The sequence below is a fragment of the Kitasatospora nipponensis genome (genome assembly GCF_039528135.1).
GTDB classification, from domain to species: domain Bacteria; phylum Actinomycetota; class Actinomycetes; order Streptomycetales; family Streptomycetaceae; genus Kitasatospora; species Kitasatospora nipponensis.
In genome coordinates, this window is record NZ_BAAALF010000023.1 from 26,537 (window position 1) to 49,162 (window position 22,626).

19 protein-coding genes are annotated in these 22,626 nt (G+C 72.4%); 14 read left to right on the top strand and 5 right to left on the bottom strand.

Features of this window, described 5'->3' with window-relative positions:
• Window positions 1–78 precede the first annotated feature (78 nt).
• The 3 genes from ABD323_RS09665 (at window position 79) to ABD323_RS09675 (ending at window position 3,567) form a co-directional block, all read left to right on the top strand.
• Window positions 79–1,419 carry a radical SAM protein gene (locus tag ABD323_RS09665; protein ID WP_344440848.1) on the top strand — a complete coding sequence of 447 codons (1,341 nt, stop codon included), beginning with the start codon at window positions 79–81 and terminating at the stop codon, window positions 1,417–1,419.
• Complete coding sequence (locus ABD323_RS09670) at window positions 1,416–2,435, top strand: aminotransferase class I/II-fold pyridoxal phosphate-dependent enzyme (protein ID WP_344440849.1); 1,020 nt, start codon at window positions 1,416–1,418, stop codon at window positions 2,433–2,435. Before ABD323_RS09665 ends, ABD323_RS09670 begins: the two co-directional genes overlap by 4 nt.
• Before the next feature lie 277 nt (window positions 2,436–2,712).
• Window positions 2,713–3,567 carry a phosphatase PAP2 family protein gene (locus tag ABD323_RS09675; RefSeq protein WP_344440850.1) on the top strand — a complete coding sequence of 285 codons (855 nt, stop codon included), beginning with the start codon at window positions 2,713–2,715 and terminating at the stop codon, window positions 3,565–3,567.
• Window positions 3,568–3,621: 54 nt separating this feature from the next.
• Here ABD323_RS09675 and ABD323_RS09680 read toward each other — a convergent pair whose 3' ends face one another.
• Window positions 3,622–4,815, bottom strand: coding sequence for an alpha-hydroxy-acid oxidizing protein (locus ABD323_RS09680; protein ID WP_344440851.1), 1,194 nt, complete (start codon window positions 4,813–4,815; stop codon window positions 3,622–3,624).
• Window positions 4,816–4,935: 120 nt separating this feature from the next.
• Here ABD323_RS09680 and ABD323_RS09685 point away from each other — a divergent pair, with 120 nt between their 5' ends.
• A complete protein-coding gene (locus ABD323_RS09685) occupies window positions 4,936–6,039 on the top strand; it encodes an Lrp/AsnC family transcriptional regulator (RefSeq protein WP_344440852.1) in 1,104 nt (367 codons plus the stop codon).
• Window positions 6,040–6,060: 21 nt separating this feature from the next.
• Here ABD323_RS09685 and ABD323_RS09690 read toward each other — a convergent pair whose 3' ends face one another.
• Window positions 6,061–7,401, bottom strand: a complete 1,341-nt coding sequence (locus ABD323_RS09690) for a M48 family metallopeptidase (RefSeq protein WP_344440853.1) — start codon at window positions 7,399–7,401, stop codon at window positions 6,061–6,063.
• Window positions 7,402–7,616: 215 nt separating this feature from the next.
• Between ABD323_RS09690 and ABD323_RS09695 the strand changes: the two genes are divergently transcribed.
• Both ABD323_RS09695 and ABD323_RS09700 read left to right on the top strand, forming a co-directional pair.
• The gene (locus ABD323_RS09695) at window positions 7,617–8,852 is read left to right on the top strand and encodes a serine hydrolase domain-containing protein (RefSeq protein ID WP_344440854.1); all 1,236 of its coding nucleotides are present in this window, start codon (window positions 7,617–7,619) and stop codon (window positions 8,850–8,852) included.
• Window positions 8,853–9,028: 176 nt separating this feature from the next.
• Entirely contained in the window at window positions 9,029–10,072 is a 1,044-nt protein-coding gene (locus ABD323_RS09700; RefSeq protein WP_344440855.1) for a hypothetical protein, read from the top strand.
• On the opposite strand, the gene ABD323_RS09705 is transcribed toward ABD323_RS09700, so the two are convergent.
• On the bottom strand, window positions 10,029–10,967 hold the full coding sequence (locus ABD323_RS09705; protein ID WP_344440856.1) for an AfsR/SARP family transcriptional regulator: 939 nt from the start codon (window positions 10,965–10,967) through the stop codon (window positions 10,029–10,031). The genes ABD323_RS09700 and ABD323_RS09705 overlap by 44 nt on opposite strands.
• Window positions 10,968–11,190: 223 nt before the next feature.
• Between ABD323_RS09705 and ABD323_RS09710 the strand changes: the two genes are divergently transcribed.
• Window positions 11,191–11,586: a hypothetical protein gene (locus tag ABD323_RS09710; protein ID WP_344440857.1), complete on the top strand. Its 396-nt coding sequence runs from the start codon at window positions 11,191–11,193 to the stop codon at window positions 11,584–11,586.
• Window positions 11,587–11,721: 135 nt separating this feature from the next.
• Here the strand turns inward: ABD323_RS09710 and ABD323_RS09715 are convergent, their stop codons facing one another.
• Window positions 11,722–12,555 (bottom strand): PIG-L family deacetylase, encoded by an 834-nt coding sequence (locus ABD323_RS09715; protein ID WP_344440858.1) that lies wholly within the window; start codon window positions 12,553–12,555, stop codon window positions 11,722–11,724.
• Between the two features lie 144 nt (window positions 12,556–12,699).
• Between ABD323_RS09715 and ABD323_RS09720 the strand changes: the two genes are divergently transcribed.
• Window positions 12,700–13,269: a TetR/AcrR family transcriptional regulator gene (locus ABD323_RS09720; RefSeq protein ID WP_344440859.1), complete on the top strand. Its 570-nt coding sequence runs from the start codon at window positions 12,700–12,702 to the stop codon at window positions 13,267–13,269.
• Between the two features lie 83 nt (window positions 13,270–13,352).
• A complete protein-coding gene (locus tag ABD323_RS09725; protein WP_344440860.1) occupies window positions 13,353–14,540 on the top strand; it encodes an SGNH/GDSL hydrolase family protein in 1,188 nt (395 codons plus the stop codon).
• Between the two features lie 172 nt (window positions 14,541–14,712).
• Here the strand turns inward: ABD323_RS09725 and ABD323_RS09730 are convergent, their stop codons facing one another.
• Window positions 14,713–14,916: a cold-shock protein gene (locus ABD323_RS09730; protein ID WP_344440861.1), complete on the bottom strand. Its 204-nt coding sequence runs from the start codon at window positions 14,914–14,916 to the stop codon at window positions 14,713–14,715.
• A gap of 530 nt (window positions 14,917–15,446) precedes the next feature.
• Here ABD323_RS09730 and kdpF point away from each other — a divergent pair.
• From kdpF to ABD323_RS09755, 5 genes are all read left to right on the top strand, one after another.
• On the top strand, window positions 15,447–15,536 hold the full coding sequence (kdpF, locus tag ABD323_RS09735) for a K(+)-transporting ATPase subunit F (protein ID WP_344440862.1): 90 nt from the start codon (window positions 15,447–15,449) through the stop codon (window positions 15,534–15,536).
• A 1-nt stretch (window position 15,537) separates the two neighbouring features.
• Window positions 15,538–17,199 carry a potassium-transporting ATPase subunit KdpA gene (gene kdpA, locus ABD323_RS09740; RefSeq protein ID WP_344440864.1) on the top strand — a complete coding sequence of 554 codons (1,662 nt, stop codon included), beginning with the start codon at window positions 15,538–15,540 and terminating at the stop codon, window positions 17,197–17,199.
• Complete coding sequence (kdpB, locus tag ABD323_RS09745; protein WP_344440865.1) at window positions 17,199–19,304, top strand: potassium-transporting ATPase subunit KdpB; 2,106 nt, start codon at window positions 17,199–17,201, stop codon at window positions 19,302–19,304. The genes kdpA and kdpB overlap by 1 nt, the downstream gene beginning before the upstream one ends.
• Before the next feature lie 28 nt (window positions 19,305–19,332).
• Entirely contained in the window at window positions 19,333–19,965 is a 633-nt protein-coding gene (gene kdpC / locus ABD323_RS09750) for a potassium-transporting ATPase subunit KdpC (RefSeq protein ID WP_344440866.1), read from the top strand.
• 113 nt (window positions 19,966–20,078) lie between these two features.
• On the top strand, window positions 20,079–22,613 hold the full coding sequence (locus tag ABD323_RS09755; protein ID WP_344440867.1) for an ATP-binding protein: 2,535 nt from the start codon (window positions 20,079–20,081) through the stop codon (window positions 22,611–22,613).
• The last annotated feature ends 13 nt before the right edge of the window (window positions 22,614–22,626 follow it).

Sequence of the window (22,626 nt, forward strand, 5' to 3'; positions counted from 1 at the left end):
TCACGGCCCGCACGGGGCGTCGGCCGTTCCGGGAAAAACCATGATCAGGGGTGAGGTCCGTTCATGCATGATGACGGGATGAACCGTAGCGACCAGCGCTTCCACGTCATCGTGCTGTCGAACTTCGCCAGGGGCTTCGACAAGTACGCGTTCGCCTATGGCAAGGCGGGGATTCCGGAGAGCACCTACCCCGACCGGTTCCACCTGCTGACCCGGGCGGAGTTGGGTGTCGGCGTCGGCAAGGCGCAGCGCCTGCTGGACCGGCTGGCCGTGCCGGGCGACCGGCTGCTGGTGCTGGAGACCACGGTGGATCCCGACGCCTTGGTGCCCAACGCGGCGACCGGCCTCGGCCTGGAACTGCGCGAGGACCGCATCCGGCTGTCAGCCGTCCACGAGCTCGACCGGGCGGGCGAGGCGTTCACGCTGCGCCCGACCACCGTCGAGGACGCGATGGCGGCCTCCCTGCACCTGCACGCGTCGGCGCGGCGTGGCTACGCCGACGTGCGACCGCGCTCGGTCTCGGTCCTGCCGGTCGCCTCCGCCTGCCAGGCCCGGTGCTCGTTCTGCTTCTCGGCGGCGTCGATCTCCAGTGACCAGGCGCCGGCCCGGGTCCCGTGGGACGCGGTCGCCCACTGGCTGGAGCGCGCCAAGGCCGCGGGGGCCGAGCGTGCGGTGATCACCGGCGGCGGGGAGCCCACGCTCATACCGTTCGACCAGCAGCTGCGGCTGGTGTCCGCCTGCGCGGCGGCCTTCCCGAAGGTCGTCCTGATCACCAACGCGCACACCCTGGCGAAGGGGCGGCACGCCGACCGGGCCGACCGATTGGCGGCCCTGAGCGGCGCGGGCCTGAGCGTGCTGGCGGTCTCGCGCCACCACCAGGACGACGCCGTCAGCGAGCGGCTGATGATGCTGCGCACGCCGGTGGGCTCCGTGGTCGACACCTGGCGCGCGGAACGCGACCGCTGGCCGGGGCTGCGGATGCGGCTGATCTGCGTGCTCCAGCACGGCGGGGTGGCCGACGCGACCGGCGTCGCCGACTACCTCTCCTGGGCCGCGGCCCTCGGCGTCGAGGAGGTCTGCTTCAAGGAGCTCTACGTCTCCACCAGCACCGAGTCGCTCTACTTCGAGCGCGCCGCCAACCTCTGGAGCCGGGACCACCAGGTCTCGCTCTCCGTGGTCACCCGGTTCGCCGAGCAGCACGGCTTCGAGGTGGCGAGCCGGCTGCCCTGGGGCGCGCCGGTCTACCACGGCAGTTGGGACGGCCGGCCGATGCGGATCGCCGCCTACACCGAACCCAGCCTGCTCTGGGAACGCACCCGCGGCATCGCCCGCAGCTGGAACGTCCTGGCCGACGGGCGCTGCTACGCCTCCCTGGAGGACCGGGCCAGCGAGCTCCCGGCCCAAGGTGCGACGGCATGAGGTTCGAGGAGTTCCAGACGTTCCGGCAGCGGCAACTGGGCGCCTGCCCGGCGCTCCTGGACGCCGCCGAGACCAACGTCTACCGGGCGCTCGCCGCGCTGCGACCGGAGCCGCCGGCCGACGTGAGGACGGTGTACCGGTGCGACCTCGCCCGCGCCTGGCTGCGGCGGTTCGAGCTGCCGCAGGAGTGGTCGCGCCGGGCCATGGTCTGTCGGGGGGTCCGGCACGGGCTCGAGGTGGTGTTCCACTGGCTGCACTCCGTGCGGGGGCGGCTGTGGCTGCCCGGCGACGTGTACCCGGTCTACTTCGAGCTGGCGCGCGCTGCGGGCCTGACGCCCGGGTCCTACCCGACGCTGCCGGCGCCGGCCCTGCCGCCGACACCGCCGACGGACGACCGGCCCGAGTACCTGCTGCTCGTCAACCCCAGCAAGCCGCTCGGCCGGTACCTGACCGACGCCGAGTGCGACGCGGTGATCTCGTGGCTGCGGGAGTCACCGCACCGCCGCCTGCTGATCGACGGCGTCTACGACCTGGGAGCCCCGTTCGCCGCCGGCACGCGGCGACTGCTGGACACCGGTCGGGCGGTCCTGCTGCACTCGGTCACCAAGGGCTGGCTCTGGCCCCGCACCTTCGGCGTGGTCCTGCTGGGTGCGGAGCAGACCGAACTGGCCGAGGCCTTCCGGGCGGATCCGCCGACACCGGATCAACTCGCACTCGCCGAGCGTCTGCTGACCCAGGACGGTGACGTTCCCGGGCAGGTCGTCACCGAACTGGCCACCCGGGCCGAGCGGTTGTTCGAACGGCTGCCGCAGGACGTGCTCGCGGCGATTGCGGCGGCGAGCCGGACCTGCCCCGGCAACTACTTCTTCCCGGTCGACCTCCCGGCCCGGACGCTCCAGCGCGAGTACGGCGTCCTCGCCCTCCCGGCCACCGTGTTCGGGCAGAGCCACTGGCCCGGCTCCGTCCTGACCAGCCTCGCCGCCCCCTTCGGCCCGACACCGCCGGCGGCACGCTGACTCCTGGGGAGCACCCGGCCGGCCGGGCGGTCATCCGGTGAACGGCCGACCGCCTCCCGGCCGGGCCTCCGCGCCCGCCTCCGGCCCGGGTTACTCCTGGGTTACTCCTGGGTCGCGCGAGCTAAGATCGACTCACCTGTGAGAGACACGAGCAAGCGGGCGCGGTCAGTAGGTAAGGGGGGAGCATGGAGATTCGGTGCGGCCGGCACGAATCCTTGACGGTTCATCAGGACGGGAAGCCCCGGGCCGCCTGGGAGCAGACGCGCTCGGGGAGGCGGTGACACTGAAGAACGACTACGCCTACCTCGCCCGCGGGACCGACACGCCCCCCGACGAGGCCCTCTCCCCCGCGCTCGAGCCCCTGGCCGAGGCCGCGCCGAAGCGGCGGCGGTGGTGGCGCCGCGGACAGTGGGAACTGCTGTTGCTGGTCTCCGCGGCCTACGACGGGAGCCGGCTGCTCGTCAGCGGCAACCGGCTGCAGGCGGAGCAGCACGGACGGGACCTGCTCACCGCCGAGCACGCGCTCGGACTGAGCCCGGAGCACTGGCTCAACGGCGCCTTCGCCGACCACTCCTGGCTGGGCGTACCCGCCGACTACCTCTACGCCACCCTGCACTACGGCATCACGGCGGTGGTGCTGTTCTGGTTGTGGCGCCACCGCCGTGAGCACTACGTCCACGGCCGCAACTGGCTGCTGCTGACGACGGCTCTGGGACTGGTGGGGTTCGTGGCGTTCCCGACCGCGCCCCCACGCCTGCTCGACGCCTCGTCGGGGTTCGTCGACGTCCTGGCGCAGCACGCCTCGATCGGGTGGTGGAGCGGCGGGGGCGGGGTGCCGACGGGGCTCGCCGCGGTGACCAACGACTACGCGGCGATGCCGAGCCTGCACGTGGGCTGGGCGCTCTGGTGCGGGCTGCTGATCTTCCGTCTCAGCCGCCGCCGCGTGGTGCGGCTCCTGGGCCTGCTCTACCCGGTGATCATCGCCGTCGTGGTGATGGGTACGGCCAACCACTACCTGCTGGACTGCGTGGCCGGGGTCGCCGTGACCCTGCTCGGCCTGTGGGGCACCGGGCCGACGATGCGACTGGGCCCGTGGATCGGCGCGAAGCGGGCGGCAGCCCGCCGGTCGTGACCGCCGGGGACGCCCGCGCCCGCGCGGTCGTCCCCGGGGCCATCCGGACCGGCGCTAGCGGATCCGGCGCAGGGCGTCCGGGGTGAGGGCGGCGAGGTCCGGGTAGCCGTCGACCGCCATGGTCAGGTCGAGCTCGGCCAGGATCGAGCGCAGCACGTGCGTGACGCCCTCGGTGCCGCCCAGGGCGAGCCCGTAGGCGTACGGGCGGCCGACGCCCACGGCGGCGGCCCCCAGCGCGAGGGCCTTGACCGCGTCGGTCCCGCTGCGGATGCCGGAGTCGAAGAGGACGGGCAGGTCGCCGGCCGCCTCCACGACGGCGGGCAGCGCGTCGAGGGCGGGCAGGCCGCCGTTGGCCTGCCGGCCGCCGTGGTTGGAGCAGTAGATGCCGTCCACCCCGCCGTCCTTGGCGCGGCGCGCGTCCTCGGGGTGGCAGATGCCCTTGACGATCAGCGGCAGCGAGGTGAGCGACCGCAACCAGGGCAGGTCGTCCCAGGTCAGCGCCTTGCCGAAGACCTCCTTCCAGCGCAGGACGGCCGCGACCGGGTCCTGCTCCGGGGCCCGTTCCAGCTGGGCCCGGAAGACCGGGTCACTGGTGTAGTTGGCCAGGCAGTGGCCGCGCAGCTGCGGGAAGTTGGCGGTCGCCAGGTCCCGGGGGCGCCAGCCGGTGACCCAGGTGTCCAGGGTGACCACGATGGCCCTGAACCCCGCGCTCTCGGCGCGCCGGACCAGGCTCCGGGCCAACTCCCGGTCGGTGGGGGTGTAGAGCTGGAAGAAGCCCGGGGTCCCCTCGAACTGCGCGGCGACCGCCTCCAGGGGGTCGACGGACAGGGTCGAGGCGATCATCGGAACCCCGGTGCGGGCGGCGGCCCGTGCGGTGGCGAGGTCGCCGTGCCCGTCCTGGGCGCAGAGACCGATGACGCCGACCGGGGCCATGAACAGCGGCGTCGCCAGGCGCATCCCGAACAGTTCGACCGACAGGTCGCGCTGCGCGGCCCCGACGAACATCCTCGGCACCAGTCCCCAGTCCTCGAAGGCGGCGACGTTGGCCCGCTGGGTGTGCTCGTTCCCGGCGCCGCCCGCCACGTAGGACCACACCGACGGGGGCAGCGCGGCCTGCGCGCCGGCCTCCCAGCCCTCGTGGGTCATCGGCAACGTCGGCACCACCCCACGTAGTCCGGCTCCGTAGATCTCGTCCTGGTAGGACCCGTAGGGACGGTGGGACCCGTGGGAACCCGGTGCCTGGCTCATGGCGTGCTCTCCTCCTCGAACTCCGGACCCCGGGGCGCCGGATCTCCGTGACCACCACGGTGGGATGCTGGCCGCAGTTCCTGACCCGAACGCAGGAATCCCGCAGGAAGGGGCACTCCGGTGCAGGATGACGCCGCCTTGTTGAGCGAGGAGGACCTGGCGCTGGTCCACGCCCTGCAACTGCGCCCGCGCGCGTCCTGGACGGTGCTGGGGCGCGCGCTCGGGGTGGACCCGGTGACCGTCGCCCGCCGGTGGAGCCGGCTGGCGGGCCGCGGGGAGGCGTGGATCCTGGGCTCGCCCGGCCCGCTGCTCTTCGAGCACGTCTGCGTGGCCTTCGTGGAGGTCGAGTGCGCCGTCGGTCGTGCCACCTCCGTGGTGCGGGAGTTGAGCGGCCACGCCCACGCGGTCACCATCGAACGCCCGGCCGGCAGCCACGACCTCCTGGTGACGGTGTCCACCCGCGACCTGCTCGCCATGTCCCGCTTCACCCTCGATCACCTCCCCGCGATCGAGGGCGTGACCGCCGTGCGCACCCGGATCGTGACGCACATGTTCACCGAGGGCGGCAGCTGGCGCATCGCCGCGCTCGATCCCGGTCAGCGGGCCCGACTGGCCGAGCCCGCCGACGAGTCGGGCGTCCGCCGCGGGCCCCTGGAGATCAGCGCGTTCGACCGCTCGGTCCTGGTGCGGCTGGCGGTCGACGGCCGGGCCTCCTACCAGGCGGTGGCCACCGCCCTGGACACCAGCGCCGCCACCGTGAAGCGCCGCATCGACCGGCTCGTGCGGCTCGGGCTGATCACCTTCCGCTGCGACTTCGCCCGGCCGCTGGGCGGGTGGCCGGTCGCGGTCACCTTCTGGGCGCGGGTACCGCCCGCGGACCTCCCCGAGGTCGGCCACGCCCTCGTCCGGTACCCGCAGACGCGCAACTGCGCCGCCGTCAGCGGACCGTACAACCTCATCCTGGAGGCGAGCCTGCACTCGCTGTCCGACGTGCTGCGCTTCGAGACGCACCTGGCGACCAGGCACCCGAGCCTGGACATCGTCGACCGGGCGGTCATGCTCCGCCAGGACAAGCTGCTGGGCCACCTGCTCGATCCGCACGGCCGGTCGCTGGGCGTCGTCCCGGCCGACCTCTGGTCCGCCCCCGGCACGCCGGCTGCCGAGTACCGCCGGGCCCCCAAGCCGGTCGCCGGGACCGCGCCCGCCGGCGACGACAGGCCCTGACGACCGCCGCCGAGCCGGGCCTCAGATGCCCAGCACCAGGATCGCCGTCCGCCAGCGGGCGTCCTCCAGCTCGGCGTGGATCGCCGGCCAGTCCACCGACTCGGCGGGGACCGCCGCCGGCTGCTCGGGGCGCCCGGCCTGCAGCCGCACCCGCAGGTGGGTCGGCGGGTGCCAGGCGTCCACGGCCGTGCCCTGCCGGGCGGCCAGGCGCCGGCGGCGTTCGCGCTCGATGTCCGGGACGGAGTCCAGGTAGCCGGCCAGGCCGTTCCACAGCGCCTGCGCCAGGTCGTCCGGGCGGGCCACCCCGCCGTGGCCGACCAGCGCCCGCTGCTGGCACAGGTAGGCCGTGGCGCTCTCCTCCAGGAAGAGCATGTCGAGCATCGCCGTGACCGCCCGCGACGAGCCGGCGCGGGCGCCCAGGTCGTCCGCCCGGTACTCCGCCTCCTGACTGCCCGACAGGACCAGCCGGTGCAGGGCCCGCCGGACCAGCCGCACGGGCAGCGCGCAGGTCCGCAGCAGCCTGGAGGCCACCTCCTCGATCAGCGCCTTCTGGGCGTTGGCGTAGATCTGCCGTACCACCCCGCTGGTGGGCAGCATGTCGTACTGGCCCGGTCGCTCGATCCGGGTGAGCATCAACTCGTCGCCGCCGTCCGGCATCAGCAGGCGGTACCAGGCGTCCAGGGTGTCCAGGGCGAGCCGCAGCCACAGGCCGCGCCGCGGGTCGCGGTTGCGGCCGCGGCCCAGCTCCCGCCCCAGCAGGGCGATCCGCTCCGGCTCACTGAGCACCGTCCACAGCGCCATGCCCACCGTCAGCTCGACCTCCTGACGCACGCCCAGCCGGGTGTAGTCGGTGCGGTAGCCGGACTGCACCCGGATCCGGGCCGGCGGACGGACGCCCAGCTCGCCGGCGATCCGTGCGGCCAGCGCGTACAGCTGCGGGGCCGCCTCGGGTGCGACCAGCGCCGGATCCTCCCCGCGCGTGCCCAGCTTCGGGCGCAGCAGGAAGGCCAGTCCCAGGCCGACCAGCCCCAGGAAGGCGAAGAAGACGCTGCCGCTCAGCAGCAGCCACACCGACCCGGCCACCACCGCCAGCGTCCACAGGTGCACCAGCGAGGCCAGGACCTGCGAGGCCACCCACTCGGCACCCCACCGTCCGCCCGCCGTGCTGCGGGCGGCCATCCGCGCGTGGCTGCGCTCCGCCCGGGCCCGCTCCCGGGCCCGCCGGCGCAGCGCCCGCGGCGTCCCCGGCGGCTCGCTGCCCAGGTTCCACTCGCAGGCCGGGCACCACTGGCTGAACCGGGGGTCGGCGTCGAACGCCGCACCACAGTTGGGGCAGTTGCAGGTGGATATGGAGGCGGTCACGTCGCCCGATGATGCCACCGCCGGGACCCGCACGCTGCTGCATTTCACAAACGATCAGCGGCTGTGGACGGGGGCCGCACCGGGGCGCCGAGCGGGCGGCCAGGACCGTACGGGTGGACTCGCCGGGCGGCGCCCCGGGGCTCGGGGCCCGCGGCCGGAGCGGGTGATGATCTGGCGGGGCAAGATCCCCCACCCAACGGAAGAGACGACCCGTCATGCGCCGTGCCCCCGCCCGTCGACTCGCCACCGCCCTGCTCGCCCTCTCCACACTGGCCCCCCTCGCGCTGGCCGCGCCCCCGGCCCAGGCCGCCCCGCCGGCCGCCGCCACCTCCGGCGCCGACCCGTACGCCGCCTCCGGCTTCGACCCCCACGCGGAGGACTGCCCGCCGCACGGCCTGGATCCCGCGCTGGTGGCCCGCCTGGACGAGGCGATCGAGCACACCCGCCAGGACGCCGGGATCCCCGGCGTCACCGTCGGCCTGTGGTTCCCCGGCCGGGGCAGTTACGTGCGCTCGACCGGGGTGGCCGACAAGACGACCGGCGCGCCGATGCGGCCCGACTTCTACTCGCGGATCGGCAGCGAGACCAAGACCTTCACCGCCACCGCCGTCCTGGAGCTGGTCGACGAGGGGCTGGTCGGACTGGACGACCCGATCTCCCACTACCTCCACGGCGTGCCCGACGGCGAGCACATCACCATCCGCCAGCTGGCGGAGATGCGCAGCGGCCTCTTCTCGTACACCGCCGACCCGGACTTCGTGCACGCCCTGCTCAGCGACCCGACCCGTTCGTTCACTCCGCAGGAGCTGCTGGCGTACGCCTTCCGCCACGACAACGTCTTCGCCCCGGGCGCGGACTTCCAGTACTCCAACACCAACTACATCCTGCTCGGCCTGCTGGTGGAGAAGCTCGCCAGGATGCCGCTGGCCGACTTCATCCACCAGCGCGTCACCGGCCCCTCCGAGATGCACCACACGTTCCTCCCGCACGGCGCCGAGTTCCCCGAGCCGCACGCGCACGGCTACACCGAGCAGACGCTGTCGGGCGCGGTCGCCGACACGACCGACTGGAACCCGAGTTGGGGCTGGGCGGCCGGTGCGATGATCTCCGACCTGCACGACCTGCACCACTGGGCCAAGGACCTCGCCACCGGCACCCTGCTCTCCGCGGCCACCCAGGCGCAGCGGGAGAAGTTCATCCCCGTGCCCGGCTTCGAGGACGCGGGGTACGGCCTGGGCCTGTTCACCACCCACGGCTGGGTCGGCCACAACGGCTCGCTGCCCGGCTACGAGAGCGTGACGATGTACCTGCCCGAGCAGGACGCCACGATGGTGATCCTGCTCAACACCGACATCATCCACGCCGGCGAGGAGCCGAGCACCCTCATCGCCAAGGCGGTCACCTCCGTCGTCACCCCGGACCACGTCTACGACCTGCCCGCGGAGCGCTGAGTGCCGTAGGCGGTACCCGGTGCTGAACCGGCGCCCGTACCAGGCCCTGGGCCGGGTACGGGCGTTCACCGTTCCGGGGTCACCGCATCGCCGGCCACCGCGTTTGTGGCGCGCCCGCGCCGGGTAGGGTCGGCGGAACCGCGGGCCGGGCGAGCGCGCGGACGGGAGGGGGCCCGGTGATCGGCAAAGGGGAGGACGACGCGGACGTCCACGAGGCGCGCCGGCTCCTGGACACGCCGTGGCGCACCGATCCCGAGGCGATCCTCGAGGGTGCACGGCGGTTGATCGCCCTGGGACCGCCGTACGTCGAGGAGGCCGTCCAGCGGATCAGCCTCGTCTTCACGACCAACTACCACCTCGGGGCCGCCCGGCGCATCGCGGCGGCCCGCCTGCGCGCCGGACTCGGCGGGGAGCACGTGCCGGGCGCCGCGGCCGGCCTGCGGTGCGTGGTCACCGAGTACCGCGGCTACGTCGAGGCGTGGGACAACGTCGACGGCGCCCACGCGCTGGCCACGCTCGCGCCGGAGTACCTCGCCGAAGGGGCCTGGGAGCTGCGGGCCATGATCCTCTCCAGCTACCTGGACGACGTGGACCGCGGTTACGCGATCCGCCACCTGGCCGACCTGCGGGGACCCGGGCGGCAACCGCGACTGCCGGACGAGCGACCGGAGTTCCCCCTCTACGGCCTGCCGGACGGGACCGCCGCGGAGCGCTGGGTCGAGGAGCGCTGGGTCGAGGAGCGCTGGGTCGAGGCGTGGGGAACCGTCAAGGGCGGTGCCGACCGGCCGCTCTGGTTCGCGGGCCTGGGGCACCGCCTGCGCGGCGGCGCGACCGTCGTCGTCTCCACCTGGCAGGGCCTGGCGGGCGGCCGGCACGGCGAGCACGGCCCGGCCGAGGCCCTCGCGCACGCCCGCGTCGACAGCCTCGCGGGCGCCCTGCACCTGGCGTTCCCGCGCGACGGCGACGGCGCCCGGCCCGAGCAGGACTTCCGCGCCACCGCCGCCGCCCACCTGCCCCTGGGCGCGCACCAGCCGACCCTCGCCCTGACCGTGGACGGCAGCCGGACCACCTTCGAGGTCCGCCGGGTCCGCGACGCCTGGGCGGCCGTCGCCGACCTCGGCCCGCACGCGATCGGCCTCTACGGACGCGGCACCGAGCCCGACGACCTGCCGCCCGTCATCCGCACCGATGACTCGTCCACCTGGGCACCTGCGCCCTGATGCCCCGGCCACCGCAGCCGGCGACCGGCAGCGAGGGCCTGCGATCGGATGAGCGCGGGATCACCCGCCCAGTTCCTCCAGGCTCCTGGCCACGTCGGCTTCGCCCTGCTGGTCGGCGAGGTCCCGGAAGAGGGTCCGCGCCTGCTCCCAGACGTCGATCGCGGCCGCCGTCCGCCCGCTCGTGTGGTGCGCCGGCCCCCACTCGTGCAGCGCGTGGGCCTCCCCGCTGCGCGATCCGAGGGCCCGGAAGAGCGAGAGGGCCCCGCAGATCGTGGAAGACCTCGAGTGCCTCCGCCTGCCGGCCCGCCCGGTAGAGGGCCAGCATCAACTGTGCGTGGAACACCTCCTGGAGGGGATGCGCGTCGATCTGGGAGCGGACCGAGGCGATGAGCTCCTGGTGGCGCCCCAGCTGGAGCTCGGCCTCGTTGCGGCCCTGCCAGGCCAGCAGCCTGGTCTCCTCCAGACTCCGCAACGCCGTCCCTGTGGTGCAGTTGCGGGACACGGCCGCGAAGGGCTCGCCGCGCCAGAGCGCGAGGGCGCCGGTCAGGATGTCGGACGCCTCGGCCCACCAGCCCGCGTCCAGCGCCTGGCGACCTCGTCGGCACTCGGTGACGAAGACGTGCTCGTCCAACTCGCCCTCGTGGACCTCGATCAGGTAGCCGGGCGCCACCGTCCGGATCCGGGCACCGGCCTGCGGCCCGAGCTGCCGGCGCAACCGGGCGATGTGGTTGCGCAGCGAGGCCACGACCGCCGTCGGCTGCGTGTCCCCCCAGACGGAGGACGCCAACTGATCGAGCGACATCACGCTGTTGGCCTTGACCAGCAGGATGGCCAGGATCGTGCACGGTATCCCGGCGCCCAGCTCGACGGTCCCGCACTCCGTGGTGACGGCCACGGGCCCCAGTAGAGCAAAACGCACCGAATGCCCCCGTCGATCAAGCGCCTTCCCCCCGAAGGCGCTGTCGCGATCATAGGCCGGTGTTACGCCGGTGTTACGCCGCTGAGATGGCGTCGCGCCACAGTGATCGCCAGGGGGGTCGGCGGTACGGCGGTACAGCCGCAGGACCTCAGAAGACCCGGGTCCTGCTTCGTCACGGACCCCTGCCAAGAGGAGAAACATGCGCAAGGCAAGTGCCGTCGCGTTCACCGCGACCCTGTTCGCCGGACTGGCCCTCGGGATCCCCGCGGCGTCCGCCAGCAGTTCCTCGTACTCGCTGCAGCAGTCCTGGAGCGGCTCCAGCGGCGGCTGCGGCCTGTCCCAGGACCTGCTGCTGAACAGCGCCGACCACCACAACTACCAGCAGGGACACGCCTGGTCGAGCAACGGCGACTACTGTCTCTTCTCGCAGGTCCAGTTCAAGAACGGCACCGCCCAGACGTCCTGGAGCGGGGCCGTGGCGGGCTCGACGAGCATCTGGTCGCCGGTCACCTACGACGGCCCGGGCTACACGGTCATGAGCTGCGTGAACGACGAGACCACGGGTGCCGCCTCCTGGTGCTCCCCGAAGTACTAGGAGCCCCTGACTCCTGGAGCTCCCCCGTGGGCGGGGGCCCTTCCCCGGCATCTCGGGGAAGGGCCGCCGCCGCCGTCGTCCCGGCGCGGGCGTCCGGCGCAGGCGTCCCGGCGCGGGCCGGTCAGCGCAGTCCGGTCAGCGCAGGCCGGCGAAGAGGTCGTTCTCGGGCAGGCCCGCGCCGGTGGTGTCGTGGACCCGGACGAACGTCTCCACCCCCATCAGCTGGGTGAACCGCTCCTTGCCCATCCGCAGGAAGAAGATGTTCTCGCTCTGGCTGGCGTGCGCGAGCAGCGCGTCGAACTTCTGGCCGCCGAACTCGGAGGCGTCCACCCAGGTGCTGATCTCCTCGTCGGGGAGCCCGATCTCGGCCAGCGCGGCGGCCTCGGCCGGGTCCGGCTCCTCCCAGTCCGCGCCGAACTCGCGCATGACCTTGCCGAACTCCTGCATCATCGAGCGCGGCGCCGTGGTCCAGTAGACCTTCGACGCCGTCCCGGCCAGCGCCAGCGCCGCCGTGGTGATCCGGTTCGCCTGGATGTGGTCGGGGTGGCCGTAGAAGCCGTTCTCGTCGTAGGTCACCACCACGTCCGGCTGGTAACGCCGCATCAGGTCGGCCAGCCTGGCGGCCGCCTCGTCCACCGGCGTGCTCCAGAACGACCCGGGCGCGTCGTTGGCCGCCCAGCCCATCATCCCGGAGTCGGCGTAGTCCAGCAGTTCGAGGTGGCTGACGCCCAGGACCTCGCAGCTCGCCTCGAGTTCGGTGCGGCGCATCGCGGCGATGGCGGCCGGATCGTGGCCGGGCTCACCCGGCTTGACGCCTCCCGGGCCGTCACCGCAGCCGCCGTCGGTACAGGTGACGAGCACCGTGCGGATGCCCTCCGCCGCGTAACGCGCCAGGACACCCCCCGTTCCGGTGGCCTCGTCGTCCGGGTGGGCGTGCACTGCCATCAGCGTCAGGGGCCGGTCGGCCATGGGATCCATCCTCAGCTCGGTCGGGTGATCAACCCCAGTCTGCGCTACGGCGGCACGCGACCGTCCCAGGACCACGAAGCCTCCCCATTTGCCTAAAAGTATTAGGCAAAAGTACAGTCGATTATGTCGAAAGGGAGGAAGGTCATGGCACGCGCAGGACTGACCACGGAGCGCCTCACCCTGGCGGGGGCCGAGCTGGCCGACGAGGTCGGCTTCGAGCAGGTGACCGTCTCGGCGCTGGCCCGGCGGTTCGACGTCAAGGTCGCGAGCCTGTACTCGCACCTGAGGAACTCCCAGGACCTCAGGACCAGGATCGCGCTGCTCGCCCTGGAGGAGCTCGCCGACCGGGCGGCCGACGCGCTGGCCGGCCGGGCCGGCAAGGACGCGCTGACCGCCCTGGCCAACGTCTACCGCGACTACGCCCACGAGCACCCCGGCCGCTACACCGCGGCCCAGCTCAGGCTCGACCCCGCGACGGCGGCCGCCAGCGCCGGCGTCCGGCACGCCCAGATGACCCGGGCGATCCTGCGCGGCTACGACCTGACCGAACCGGACCAGACCCACGCGGTGCGGCTGCTGGGGAGCGTCTTCCACGGCTACGTGTCGCTGGAGATGGGCGGCGGGTTCAGCCACAGCGCCCCCGACACCCAGGAGACCTGGACCCGGACCCTGGACGCCCTCGACGCCCTGCTGCGGAACTGGCCCGCGCCCTGACCGGCGCCGCGACCCCCTCGACGGCGGGAACGCCGACGTCCCCGAAGCACCCGATCGCCCCGAAGGACCCGAAGGCGGAGACCATGTCCACCACCCAGCCCGACTGGACCACCACCCCCATCACCGCGGACCTGCTGCGCGGCGCCCTGGAGCTGGAGCGGACCGAGCACGGCGTGCTGCCGCACCGGCTGCCCGCCCGGGCCCGGGCCCAGTGCGCCGACGGTCAGCTGGCCATGGCGCAGTCCCAGCCGTCCGGCGTGCGGCTGGTGTTCCGGACCCGGGCCACCACCGTCGAACTCGACGCCCGACCCACCAAGCGGGTCTACCCGGGCGCCCCGCCGCGCCCCGACGGCGTCTACGACCTGCTCGTCGACGGCCGGATGACCGACCGGGGCAGCGTGGCCGGCGGCAGCACCCTGACCATCGACCTGGCGACCGGTGCCGCCACCCACCGGCCCGGACCGGCCGGCACGCTGCGTTTCGCCGGCCTGTCCGACGCCGTCAAGGACGTCGAGATCTGGCTGCCGCACAACGAGACGACCGAGCTCCTCGCCCTGCGCACCGACGCGCCCGTCGAACCCGCACCGGACCGCGGCCGCAGGGTCTGGCTGCACCACGGCAGTTCGATCAGCCACGGCTCCGACGCCGCGAGCCCCAGCACCACCTGGCCGGCGCTCGCCGCCCGGCGCGGCGGCGTGGAGCTGATCAACCTGGGCCTGGCCGGCAGCGCGCTGCTGGACCCGTTCACCGCCCGCGCGCTGCGGGACACCCCGGCCGACCTGCTCAGCCTCAAGATCGGCCTCAACCTGGTCAACACCGACCTGATGCGCCTGCGCGCCTTCACCCCCGCCGTGCACGGCTTCCTCGACACCGTCCGTGAGGGCCACCCGACCGCACCGCTGCTGGTCGTCTCGCCGATCCTGTGTCCCATCCACGAGGACACACCCGGGCCCAGCGCCCCGGACACCGCCGCGCTCGCCACCGGGCGGCTGCGGTTCCGCGCCGCGGGCAACCCCGCGGAGCGGGCGAGCGGGAAGCTGACGCTGGGCGTCATCCGGGACGAACTCGCCCGGATCGTGGCGCAGCGGGCGGCCGAGGACCCGCACCTGTACCACCTCGACGGCCGCGACCTCTACGGCCCGGCCGACGTCGCCGAGTTGCCGCTGCCCGACGAGCTCCACCCGGACGCCGCCACCCACCGCCGGATCGGCGAGCGCTTCGCCGCGCTGGCCTTCACCGCCGAGGGCCCCTTCGCGCCGGCCGGCGCCTGAGGCCGCGCCGAGCGCGCAGGCCTGGAGCACGCAGACACGGAGGCGCAGACACGGCGGACACGGCGGACACGGCGGACACGCGGGGACGTGGGGACGCGGGGACGCGGGGACGCCCCAGCAGAACGCCCCGCACCGGTGAGCCGGTGCGGGGCGTTCTGCGCGTCCTGGGAGGTCAGGCCAGGCGGATGTGCTCCGCCTGCGGGCCCTTCTGACCCTGGGTGACGTCGAAGGTCACCTTCTGGCCCTCCTGGAGCTCACGGAAGCCCTGGGCGTCGATGTTCGAGTAGTGGGCGAAGACGTCGGGGCCGCCACCCTCCTGCTCGATGAAACCGAAGCCCTTCTCCGCGTTGAACCACTTCACGGTGCCGTTCGCCATCTTCGTCTCCTTCAAGGGAACTGGTCGGATCCCGCACCGTGCGGAACCCGGAGGTGATCGCCCTGGTCCGGAGGCGTACTGGACAGCAAAAACGCCCACGGCATTCCACCGCGGGCGAGAACTTCGGAGCCACGACTGCTTGACCAAAACGTTACACCGCTTGGGCCGCCACCGGTAGGAGCCGTGCGGATCACGCCGCCGGCCCAGTCGTCGTCACCGGCGGCGCCGAAGGCCGAATCGACGGGTTCCGGCCAAGGCACGGTCGGGTCGCACGGGGCAGGCATCAAAGCGGCGTCAAGGTTGGCAATACACCCGTATGGAGCACGTCAGGGGTCCGCAGCGCGGAGAGAACCGCTGGTTGGCTGCATCTGCCGGCCACCCGTCGGCGCCGTCCGGATCCGCTCGCGGGACCGTTCTCGGCCAGCTCACTGAAGCACCTGGGTGGAACCCATGCTCGATCTCGTCTTCGTCGGTGTCACGGCTGCCGTGTTCGCCGTGCTCGCTCTGGTCGCGCGGGGGGTGGAGCGGCTGTGAGTGCCGAGAACGTCGCAGGTCTGATCGTTGCCGTCGCGCTCATCGGCTATCTCGTCGTCGCGCTGATCTTCCCGGAGAAGTTCTGACATGGGTTCCACTCTTGCCGGGTGGTTGCAGGCGCTCGCCCTGGTGGGCGCGCTGGCGCTGTGCTACCGCCCCCTTGGCGACTACATCGCGGGGCTGCTGACCACCGCGAAGCACCTGAGAGTCGAGCGTGGCCTGTACCGGGTGATCGGTGTCGATGGTGACGCCGATCAGCGGTGGCCGGTCTACCTGCGCTCGGTCCTGGCGTTCTCGGCCGTGTCGGTGGTGTTCCTCTACGGCCTGATCCGGTTGCAGACGCATCTGTTGCTGAGTCTGGGCGTGCCGCAGATGTCGGCGCACCAGTCGTGGAACACCGCGATCTCGTTCGTGACCAACACCAACTGGCAGTCGTACTCGGGTGAGTCGGCGATGGGCCACCTGGTGCAGATGGCGGGTCTGGCGGTGCAGAACTTCGTCTCCGCGGCGGTGGGCATCGCGATCGTGGCCGCGCTGATCCGCGGGTTCACCCGCAACCGCACGGACCGGGTCGGCAACTTCTGGGTGGACCTGACCCGGATCTGCCTGCGGCTGCTGCTGCCGATCTCGGTCGTCTTCGCGATCGTGCTGGTCGCGAACGGTGTGGTGCAGAACTTCCACGGCTTCCACGACGTGGCGACCCTGGGCGGCGGCACGCAGTCGATCCCGGGTGGGCCGGTGGCCTCGCAGGAGGTCATCAAGGAGCTGGGCACCAACGGTGGCGGCTTCTACAACGCCAACTCGGCGCACCCCTTCGAGAACCCGACCGGTTTCACCAACCTGCTGGAGATCTTCCTGCTGCTGGTGATCTCCTTCTCGCTGCCGCGCACCTTCGGCAGGATGGTCGGCGACCACCGTCAGGGCTACGCGATCGTCTCGGTGATGGCGATCTTCTGGGTGGCGTCGGCCGCGCTGATCACGCTGGCGGAGTCGCACCACGGCGGCAGCGCGTTGCAGGCGGCCGGTGGGGCGATGGAGGGCAAGGAGCAGCGCTTCGGGATCGCGGCGTCGAGTCTGTTCGCGGCGTCGACGACGTTGACGTCCACGGGTGCGGTGAACTCCTTCCACGACTCGTTCACGCCCTTCGGTGGCGGCTTGACGATCTTCAACATGATGTTGGGGGAGATCGCGCCCGGTGGTACCGGTTCGGGTCTGTACGGGATGTTGGTCCTGGCGATCGTGGCGGTGTTCGTGGCGGGCCTGATGGTGGGGCGCACACCGGAGTACCTGGGCAAGAAGCTGGGTGGGCGGGAGATGAAGTTCGCCTCCCTGTACATCCTGACCACGCCGGCGATCGTGCTGATCGGCACCGGGCTGGCGATGGCGCTGCCCGGTGAGCGGGCGGGGATGCTCAACTCGGGGGCGCACGGCTTCTCCGAGGTGCTGTACGCGTTCACCTCCGCCGCCAACAACAACGGTTCGGCGTTCGCCGGCATCACCGTCAACACCTCCTGGTACGACACGGCGTTGGGCCTGGCGATGGTCTTCGGCCGGTTCCTGCCGATGATCTTCGTGTTGGCGCTGGCGGGTTCGCTCGCCCAGCAGCAGCCGGTCCCCGCCTCCGCGGGCACGCTGCCCACTCACAAGCCGCTCTTCGTGGGCCTGCTGTCGGGCGTGGTCCTGATCGTGGTGGGTCTCACCTACTTCCCGGCTCTCGCGCTGGGGCCGATCGCGGAAGGTCTGCACTGATGTCCACCACCCTTACCCCCGTGCCGGTCGAACCCGCGCAGGCTCCCCACAGAGCCACGAGCAACCTGCTCGATCCCAAGGTGCTGCTGGCCGCGCTGCCGGACGCGGTGAAGAAGCTCGACCCGCGGGTGATGGTCAAGAACCCGGTCATGTTCGTGGTCGAGGTCGGCTCGGTGGTCACCACCGTCTCCGCGATCGCCAACCCCTCCGTCTTCGCCTGGGCGATCACCGTCTGGCTCTGGCTCACCACCGTCTTCGCCAACCTGGCGGAGGCGGTGGCCGAGGGCCGCGGCAAGGCGCAGGCCGACACGCTGCGCAAGGCCAAGACCGAGAGCGTGGCACGCCGCCTGACCAACTGGCCCGCCTCCGACGCCGAGGAGGAGGTGCCGGGAACGGCGCTGCGCCTGGGCGACCACGTGGTCGTCGAGGCCGGGCAGATCATCCCCGGTGACGGTGACGTCGTCGAGGGCGTCGCCAGCGTGGACGAGTCGGCGATCACCGGCGAGTCCGCGCCGGTGATCCGCGAGTCCGGCGGCGACCGCAGCGCGGTCACCGGCGGCACGAAGGTGCTCTCGGACCGGATCGTGGTGAAGATCGCCACCGAGCCCGGCAAGTCGTTCATCGACCGGATGATCGCGCTGGTCGAGGGCGCGGCCCGGCAGAAGACGCCCAACGAGATCGCGTTGAACATCCTGCTGGCCTCGCTGACCATCGTCTTCCTGGTCGCGGTGGTCACCCTGCAGCCGATGGCGACCTTCGCCGGCGCCCCGCAGTCGATGATCGTGCTGGTCGCGCTCATCGTGGCGTTGATCCCCACCACCATCGGCGCGCTGCTCTCCGCGATCGGCATCGCCGGCATGGACCGTCTGGTGCAGCGCAACGTGCTGGCCATGTCGGGGCGTGCGGTGGAGGCGGCGGGTGACGTCAACACGCTGCTGCTGGACAAGACCGGCACCATCACCCTCGGCAACCGGCAGGCCGCCGAGTTCCAGCCCGCCACCGGGGTCACCACCGACGAACTCGCCGACGCCGCCCAACTCTCCTCGCTGGCCGACGAGACGCCCGAGGGCCGCTCGATCGTGGTGCTCGCCAAGACCGACTACGGCCTGCGGGCCCGCACCCAGGGAGAGTTGACCCACGCCACCTGGGTGCCCTTCACCGCCCAGACCCGGATGTCCGGCGTCGACCTGCAGGAGGCCGACGGGCTGCACCAGGTCCGCAAGGGCGCGGCCGGCTCGGTCACCCGCTGGGTCACCGACAACGGCGGCACCGTCGGTGCGGACGTCGCCGACCTGGTCGACGGCATCTCGGCCGCCGGCGGCACCCCGCTGGTCGTCGCCACCAGGATCGCCGACGCGCCGGCCCGCGCGCTGGGCGTCGTCCACCTCAAGGACGTCGTCAAGGAGGGCATGCGCGAGCGCTTCGACGAGCTGCGCCGGATGGGCATCAAGACCATCATGATCACGGGTGACAACCCGCTGACCGCCAAGGCGATCGCGGACGAGGCCGGGGTGGACGACTTCCTCGCCGAGGCCACGCCCGAGGACAAGATGGCCCTGATCAAGAAGGAGCAGGAGGGCGGCAAGCTGGTCGCGATGACCGGCGACGGCACCAACGACGCCCCGGCCCTCGCCCAGGCCGACGTCGGAGTTGCCATGAACACCGGCACCATGGCGGCCAAGGAGGCCGGCAACATGGTGGACCTGGACTCCAACCCCACCAAGCTGATCGAGATCGTCGAGATCGGAAAGCAACTCCTGATCACCCGTGGCGCGTTGACCACGTTCTCGATCGCCAACGACGTGGCGAAGTACTTCGCGATCATCCCCGCGATGTTCGCCAGCGTCTACCCGGGCCTGCGGCACCTGAACATCATGGGCCTGCACAGCCCCACCTCGGCGATCACCTCGGCGATCGTCTTCAACGCCCTGGTCATCGTCGGCCTGATCCCGCTCGCCCTGCGCGGCGTCAAGTACCGGCCGTCCAACGCCAGTTCGCTGCTGACCCGGAACATCCTGGTCTACGGCGTGGGCGGCCTGATCGTGCCGTTCGTCGGCATCAAGGCGATCGACCTGATCGTCCAGTTCATCCCCGGCCTGCGCTGATCCGCGTCCGAGGAGAGGAGGAGAACCCATGTCCAAGCCCCTGCCCGCCGTCGTGCGGACGTACTCCACGGCCCTGCGGATGCTGCTGGTGATGACCGTGGTCCTCGGCGTCGCCTATCCGCTGCTGGTCACCGGCATCAGCCAGGTCGCCTTCGCCGACAAGGCGAACGGCTCGATCGTCAAGACCACCGACGGCAAGGAGGTCGGCTCCAGCCTGCTGGGCCAGACCTACGACCTGCCCAAGAAGGACCCGGGCGACCCCAACGAGCAGGCGCAGCCCGACCCGCAGTGGTTCCAGCCGCGCCCGGCCGCCAACGCCTACGACCCGAAGAGCTCGGGCGCCTCCAACCTGGGCCCCGACAGCGACGACCTGCTGAAGGCCGTCAACGACCGGCGCGCCGCGGCGGCCGCCTTCGACGGCGTCGACCCCGCCACCGTCCCCGTCGACGCGCTGACCGCCTCCGGCTCCGGCCTGGACCCGGACATCTCGCCGGCCTACGCCAAGGAACAGATCGCCCGGGTCGCCAAGACCCGCGGCCTGTCGAGCGACACCGTCGCCGCCCTGGTCGACAGGTACACCGACGGCCGCTCGCTCGGCTTCCTCGGCAACCCGGGCGTCAACGTCGTCCTGCTCAACAAGGCAGTGAGCGAACTGAAGTGACGCTTCATCAGTTCGAGTGACGGCTGGGCCGGCCCGGGTACACCCGCGGGCCGGCCCAGCCGTGTCCCCGGCACAGACCGTTCAAGCAGCCTCTCGTGAAAGAGACCCCGCTCATGGCTCGCGATCTCGCTTCCGGTACCCCGCCCCGTCGGGGCCGCCTGCGGGTTTACCTCGGCTCGGCCCCCGGCGTCGGCAAGACCTACCGGATGCTGGACGAGGCCCGCCGCAGACAGGAGCGCGGAGCCGATGTGGTGGTGGGCTACATCGAGTGCCACGGGCGCCGGCACACCGAGAACATGCTGCGGGGCCTGGACGTGGTCCCGCGGCTGGCGCGCACCTACCGCGACACCGAGTTCCGCGAGATGGACCTGGAGGCGATCCTGCGCCGCCGCCCGGGCGTCGTGCTGGTCGACGAGCTCGCGCACACCAACATCCCCGGCGGGCGCAACGCCAAACGCTGGCAGGACATCGACGAGTTGCTCGACGCCGGTATCGACGTGATCACCACCGTCAACGTCCAGCACCTCGAGTCCCTCAACGACGTGGTCCAGAAGATCACCGGAATCCCGCAGCGGGAGACCGTCCCCGACGAGGTGGTCCGCCGGGCCGACCAGATCGAACTGGTCGACATGGCCCCGCAGGCACTGCGCCGGCGGATGGCCCACGGAAACGTCTACAAAGCCGAGAAGGTGGACGCCGCGCTCACCAACTACTTCCGCGTCGGGAACCTCACCGCGCTGCGCGAGCTGGCCCTGCTCTGGGTGGCCGGCCGGGTGGACGAGGGGCTGCGCGACTACCGCAGCCAGCACAACATCGACCGGGTCTGGGAGACCCGCGAGCGCGTGGTGGTCGCGCTCACCGGCGGCCCCGAGGGCGAGACGCTCATCCGGCGCGCCGCGCGGATCGCCGACCGCACCGCCGGCGGCGAGCTGCTGGCCGTGCACGTCACCCGCAGCGACGGCCTGGCCGGCGCCTCCCCGAGCGCGCTGGCCGAACAGCGCCAGCTGGTCGAGACGTTGGGCGGCAGCTACGACGTGGTCGGCGGCGACGACATCCCCACCGCCCTGCTCAGCTTCGCCCGGGCCCGCGACGCCACCCAGCTCGTCCTGGGCACCAGCCGGCGCGGCCGGATCAACCGCCTGCTCACCGGCCCGGGCATCGGCGAGACCACCGTCGACCTGTCCGAGGACATCGACGTCCACATGGTCACCCACGAGTTCACCGGCCGCGGCCGGCTGCCCTCGCTCGGCCGGCGCCACTCCAGGCCACGCACCGTCGCCGGGTACGTCTGCGGCCTGGTGCTGCCCGCGCTGCTCACCGCGATCCTCTCCGCACTGGGCGGCTCGCTGAACCTCACCACGGACGCTCTGATCTTCCAACTCGGCGTGGTGGCAGTCGCGTTGCTCGGCGGCCTGCTCTCCGCACTGGTCGCCTCGGTGGTGGCCTCGCTGCTGCTCAACTACTACTTCATCCCCCCGGTCCACACCTTCACCATCGGCGAACCCAACAACGTCATCGCCCTGGCGGTCTTCGCCTCCGTCGCCCTCATCGTGGCCAGCGTGGTCGACCGCGCCATCGGCCAGACCACCCGGGCCGCCCGGGCCACCGCCGAGGCCGAGACGCTCAGCACCCTCGCGGGGAGTGTGCTGCGCGGCGCCGACGCGCTGCCGGACCTGCTGGAACGGGCCCGCACGGCCTTCGCCATGGACTCCGTCGCCCTGCTCGACCGGACCACCGGCCACCTGATCGTCAGGACGTCACCGAACGGGGAGGGAGCAGGAGTCGGTGCGGCGGCCGAGATCCCCGTCGACCCCGACACCGTCCTGATCCTGACCGGCCGTCGACTCTCGGCCGCCGACCAGCGGGTGCTGAGCGCCTTCGCCGCGCACGTCGCCGTCGCCCGCGAGCGGGAACGGCTGGCCGCGGCCGCGGCCGAGGTCGAACCGATCAAGGCCACCGACCGGATGCGCACCGCGCTCCTCGCCGCCGTCAGCCACGACCTGCGCACCCCACTCGCCGCCGCCCTCGCCTCGGTCGGCTCGCTGCGCAGCCCCGACGTCGAGTTCTCCCCCGAGGACCAGGCCGAACTCCTCGACCTGGCCGACAGCTCACTGGTCAAGCTGACCCGGCTGGTGGACAACCTGCTCGACATGAGCCGACTGCAGGCCGGCGCCCTCACCCTGCACCTGGCACCCGTGCGGCTCACCGAGGTACTCACCCGCGCCATGGACTCGCTGCCCCGCCCGGACGCACCGGTGCAGCCGCTCGACCTGGACCAGGTCGCCCCCGTCCTGGCCGACCCGCCGCTGCTGGAACGGGTGCTGGCCAACGTCATCACCAACGCGCTGCGCCACAACGCCCCCGGGGCGCCGGTGCTGGTCACCGCCAGCAGCCACCAGGACCTGGTGGAGATCCGGGTGATCGACCGCGGCCCCGGCATCGCCCCCGAGGACCGCGACACCGCCTTCCTGCCCTTCCAACGCCTGGGCGACACCGACAACACCACCGGCGTGGGCCTGGGCCTCGCCCTCTCCCGCGGCCTGGCCGAGGCGATGGGCGGCACCCTGGAGGTGGAGGACACCCCCGGCGGCGGCACCACCATGCTGCTGACCCTCCCCGCGGCGACCGGCCCCCGGGAGCCGGCCTGAGCAGGGCCGGGCG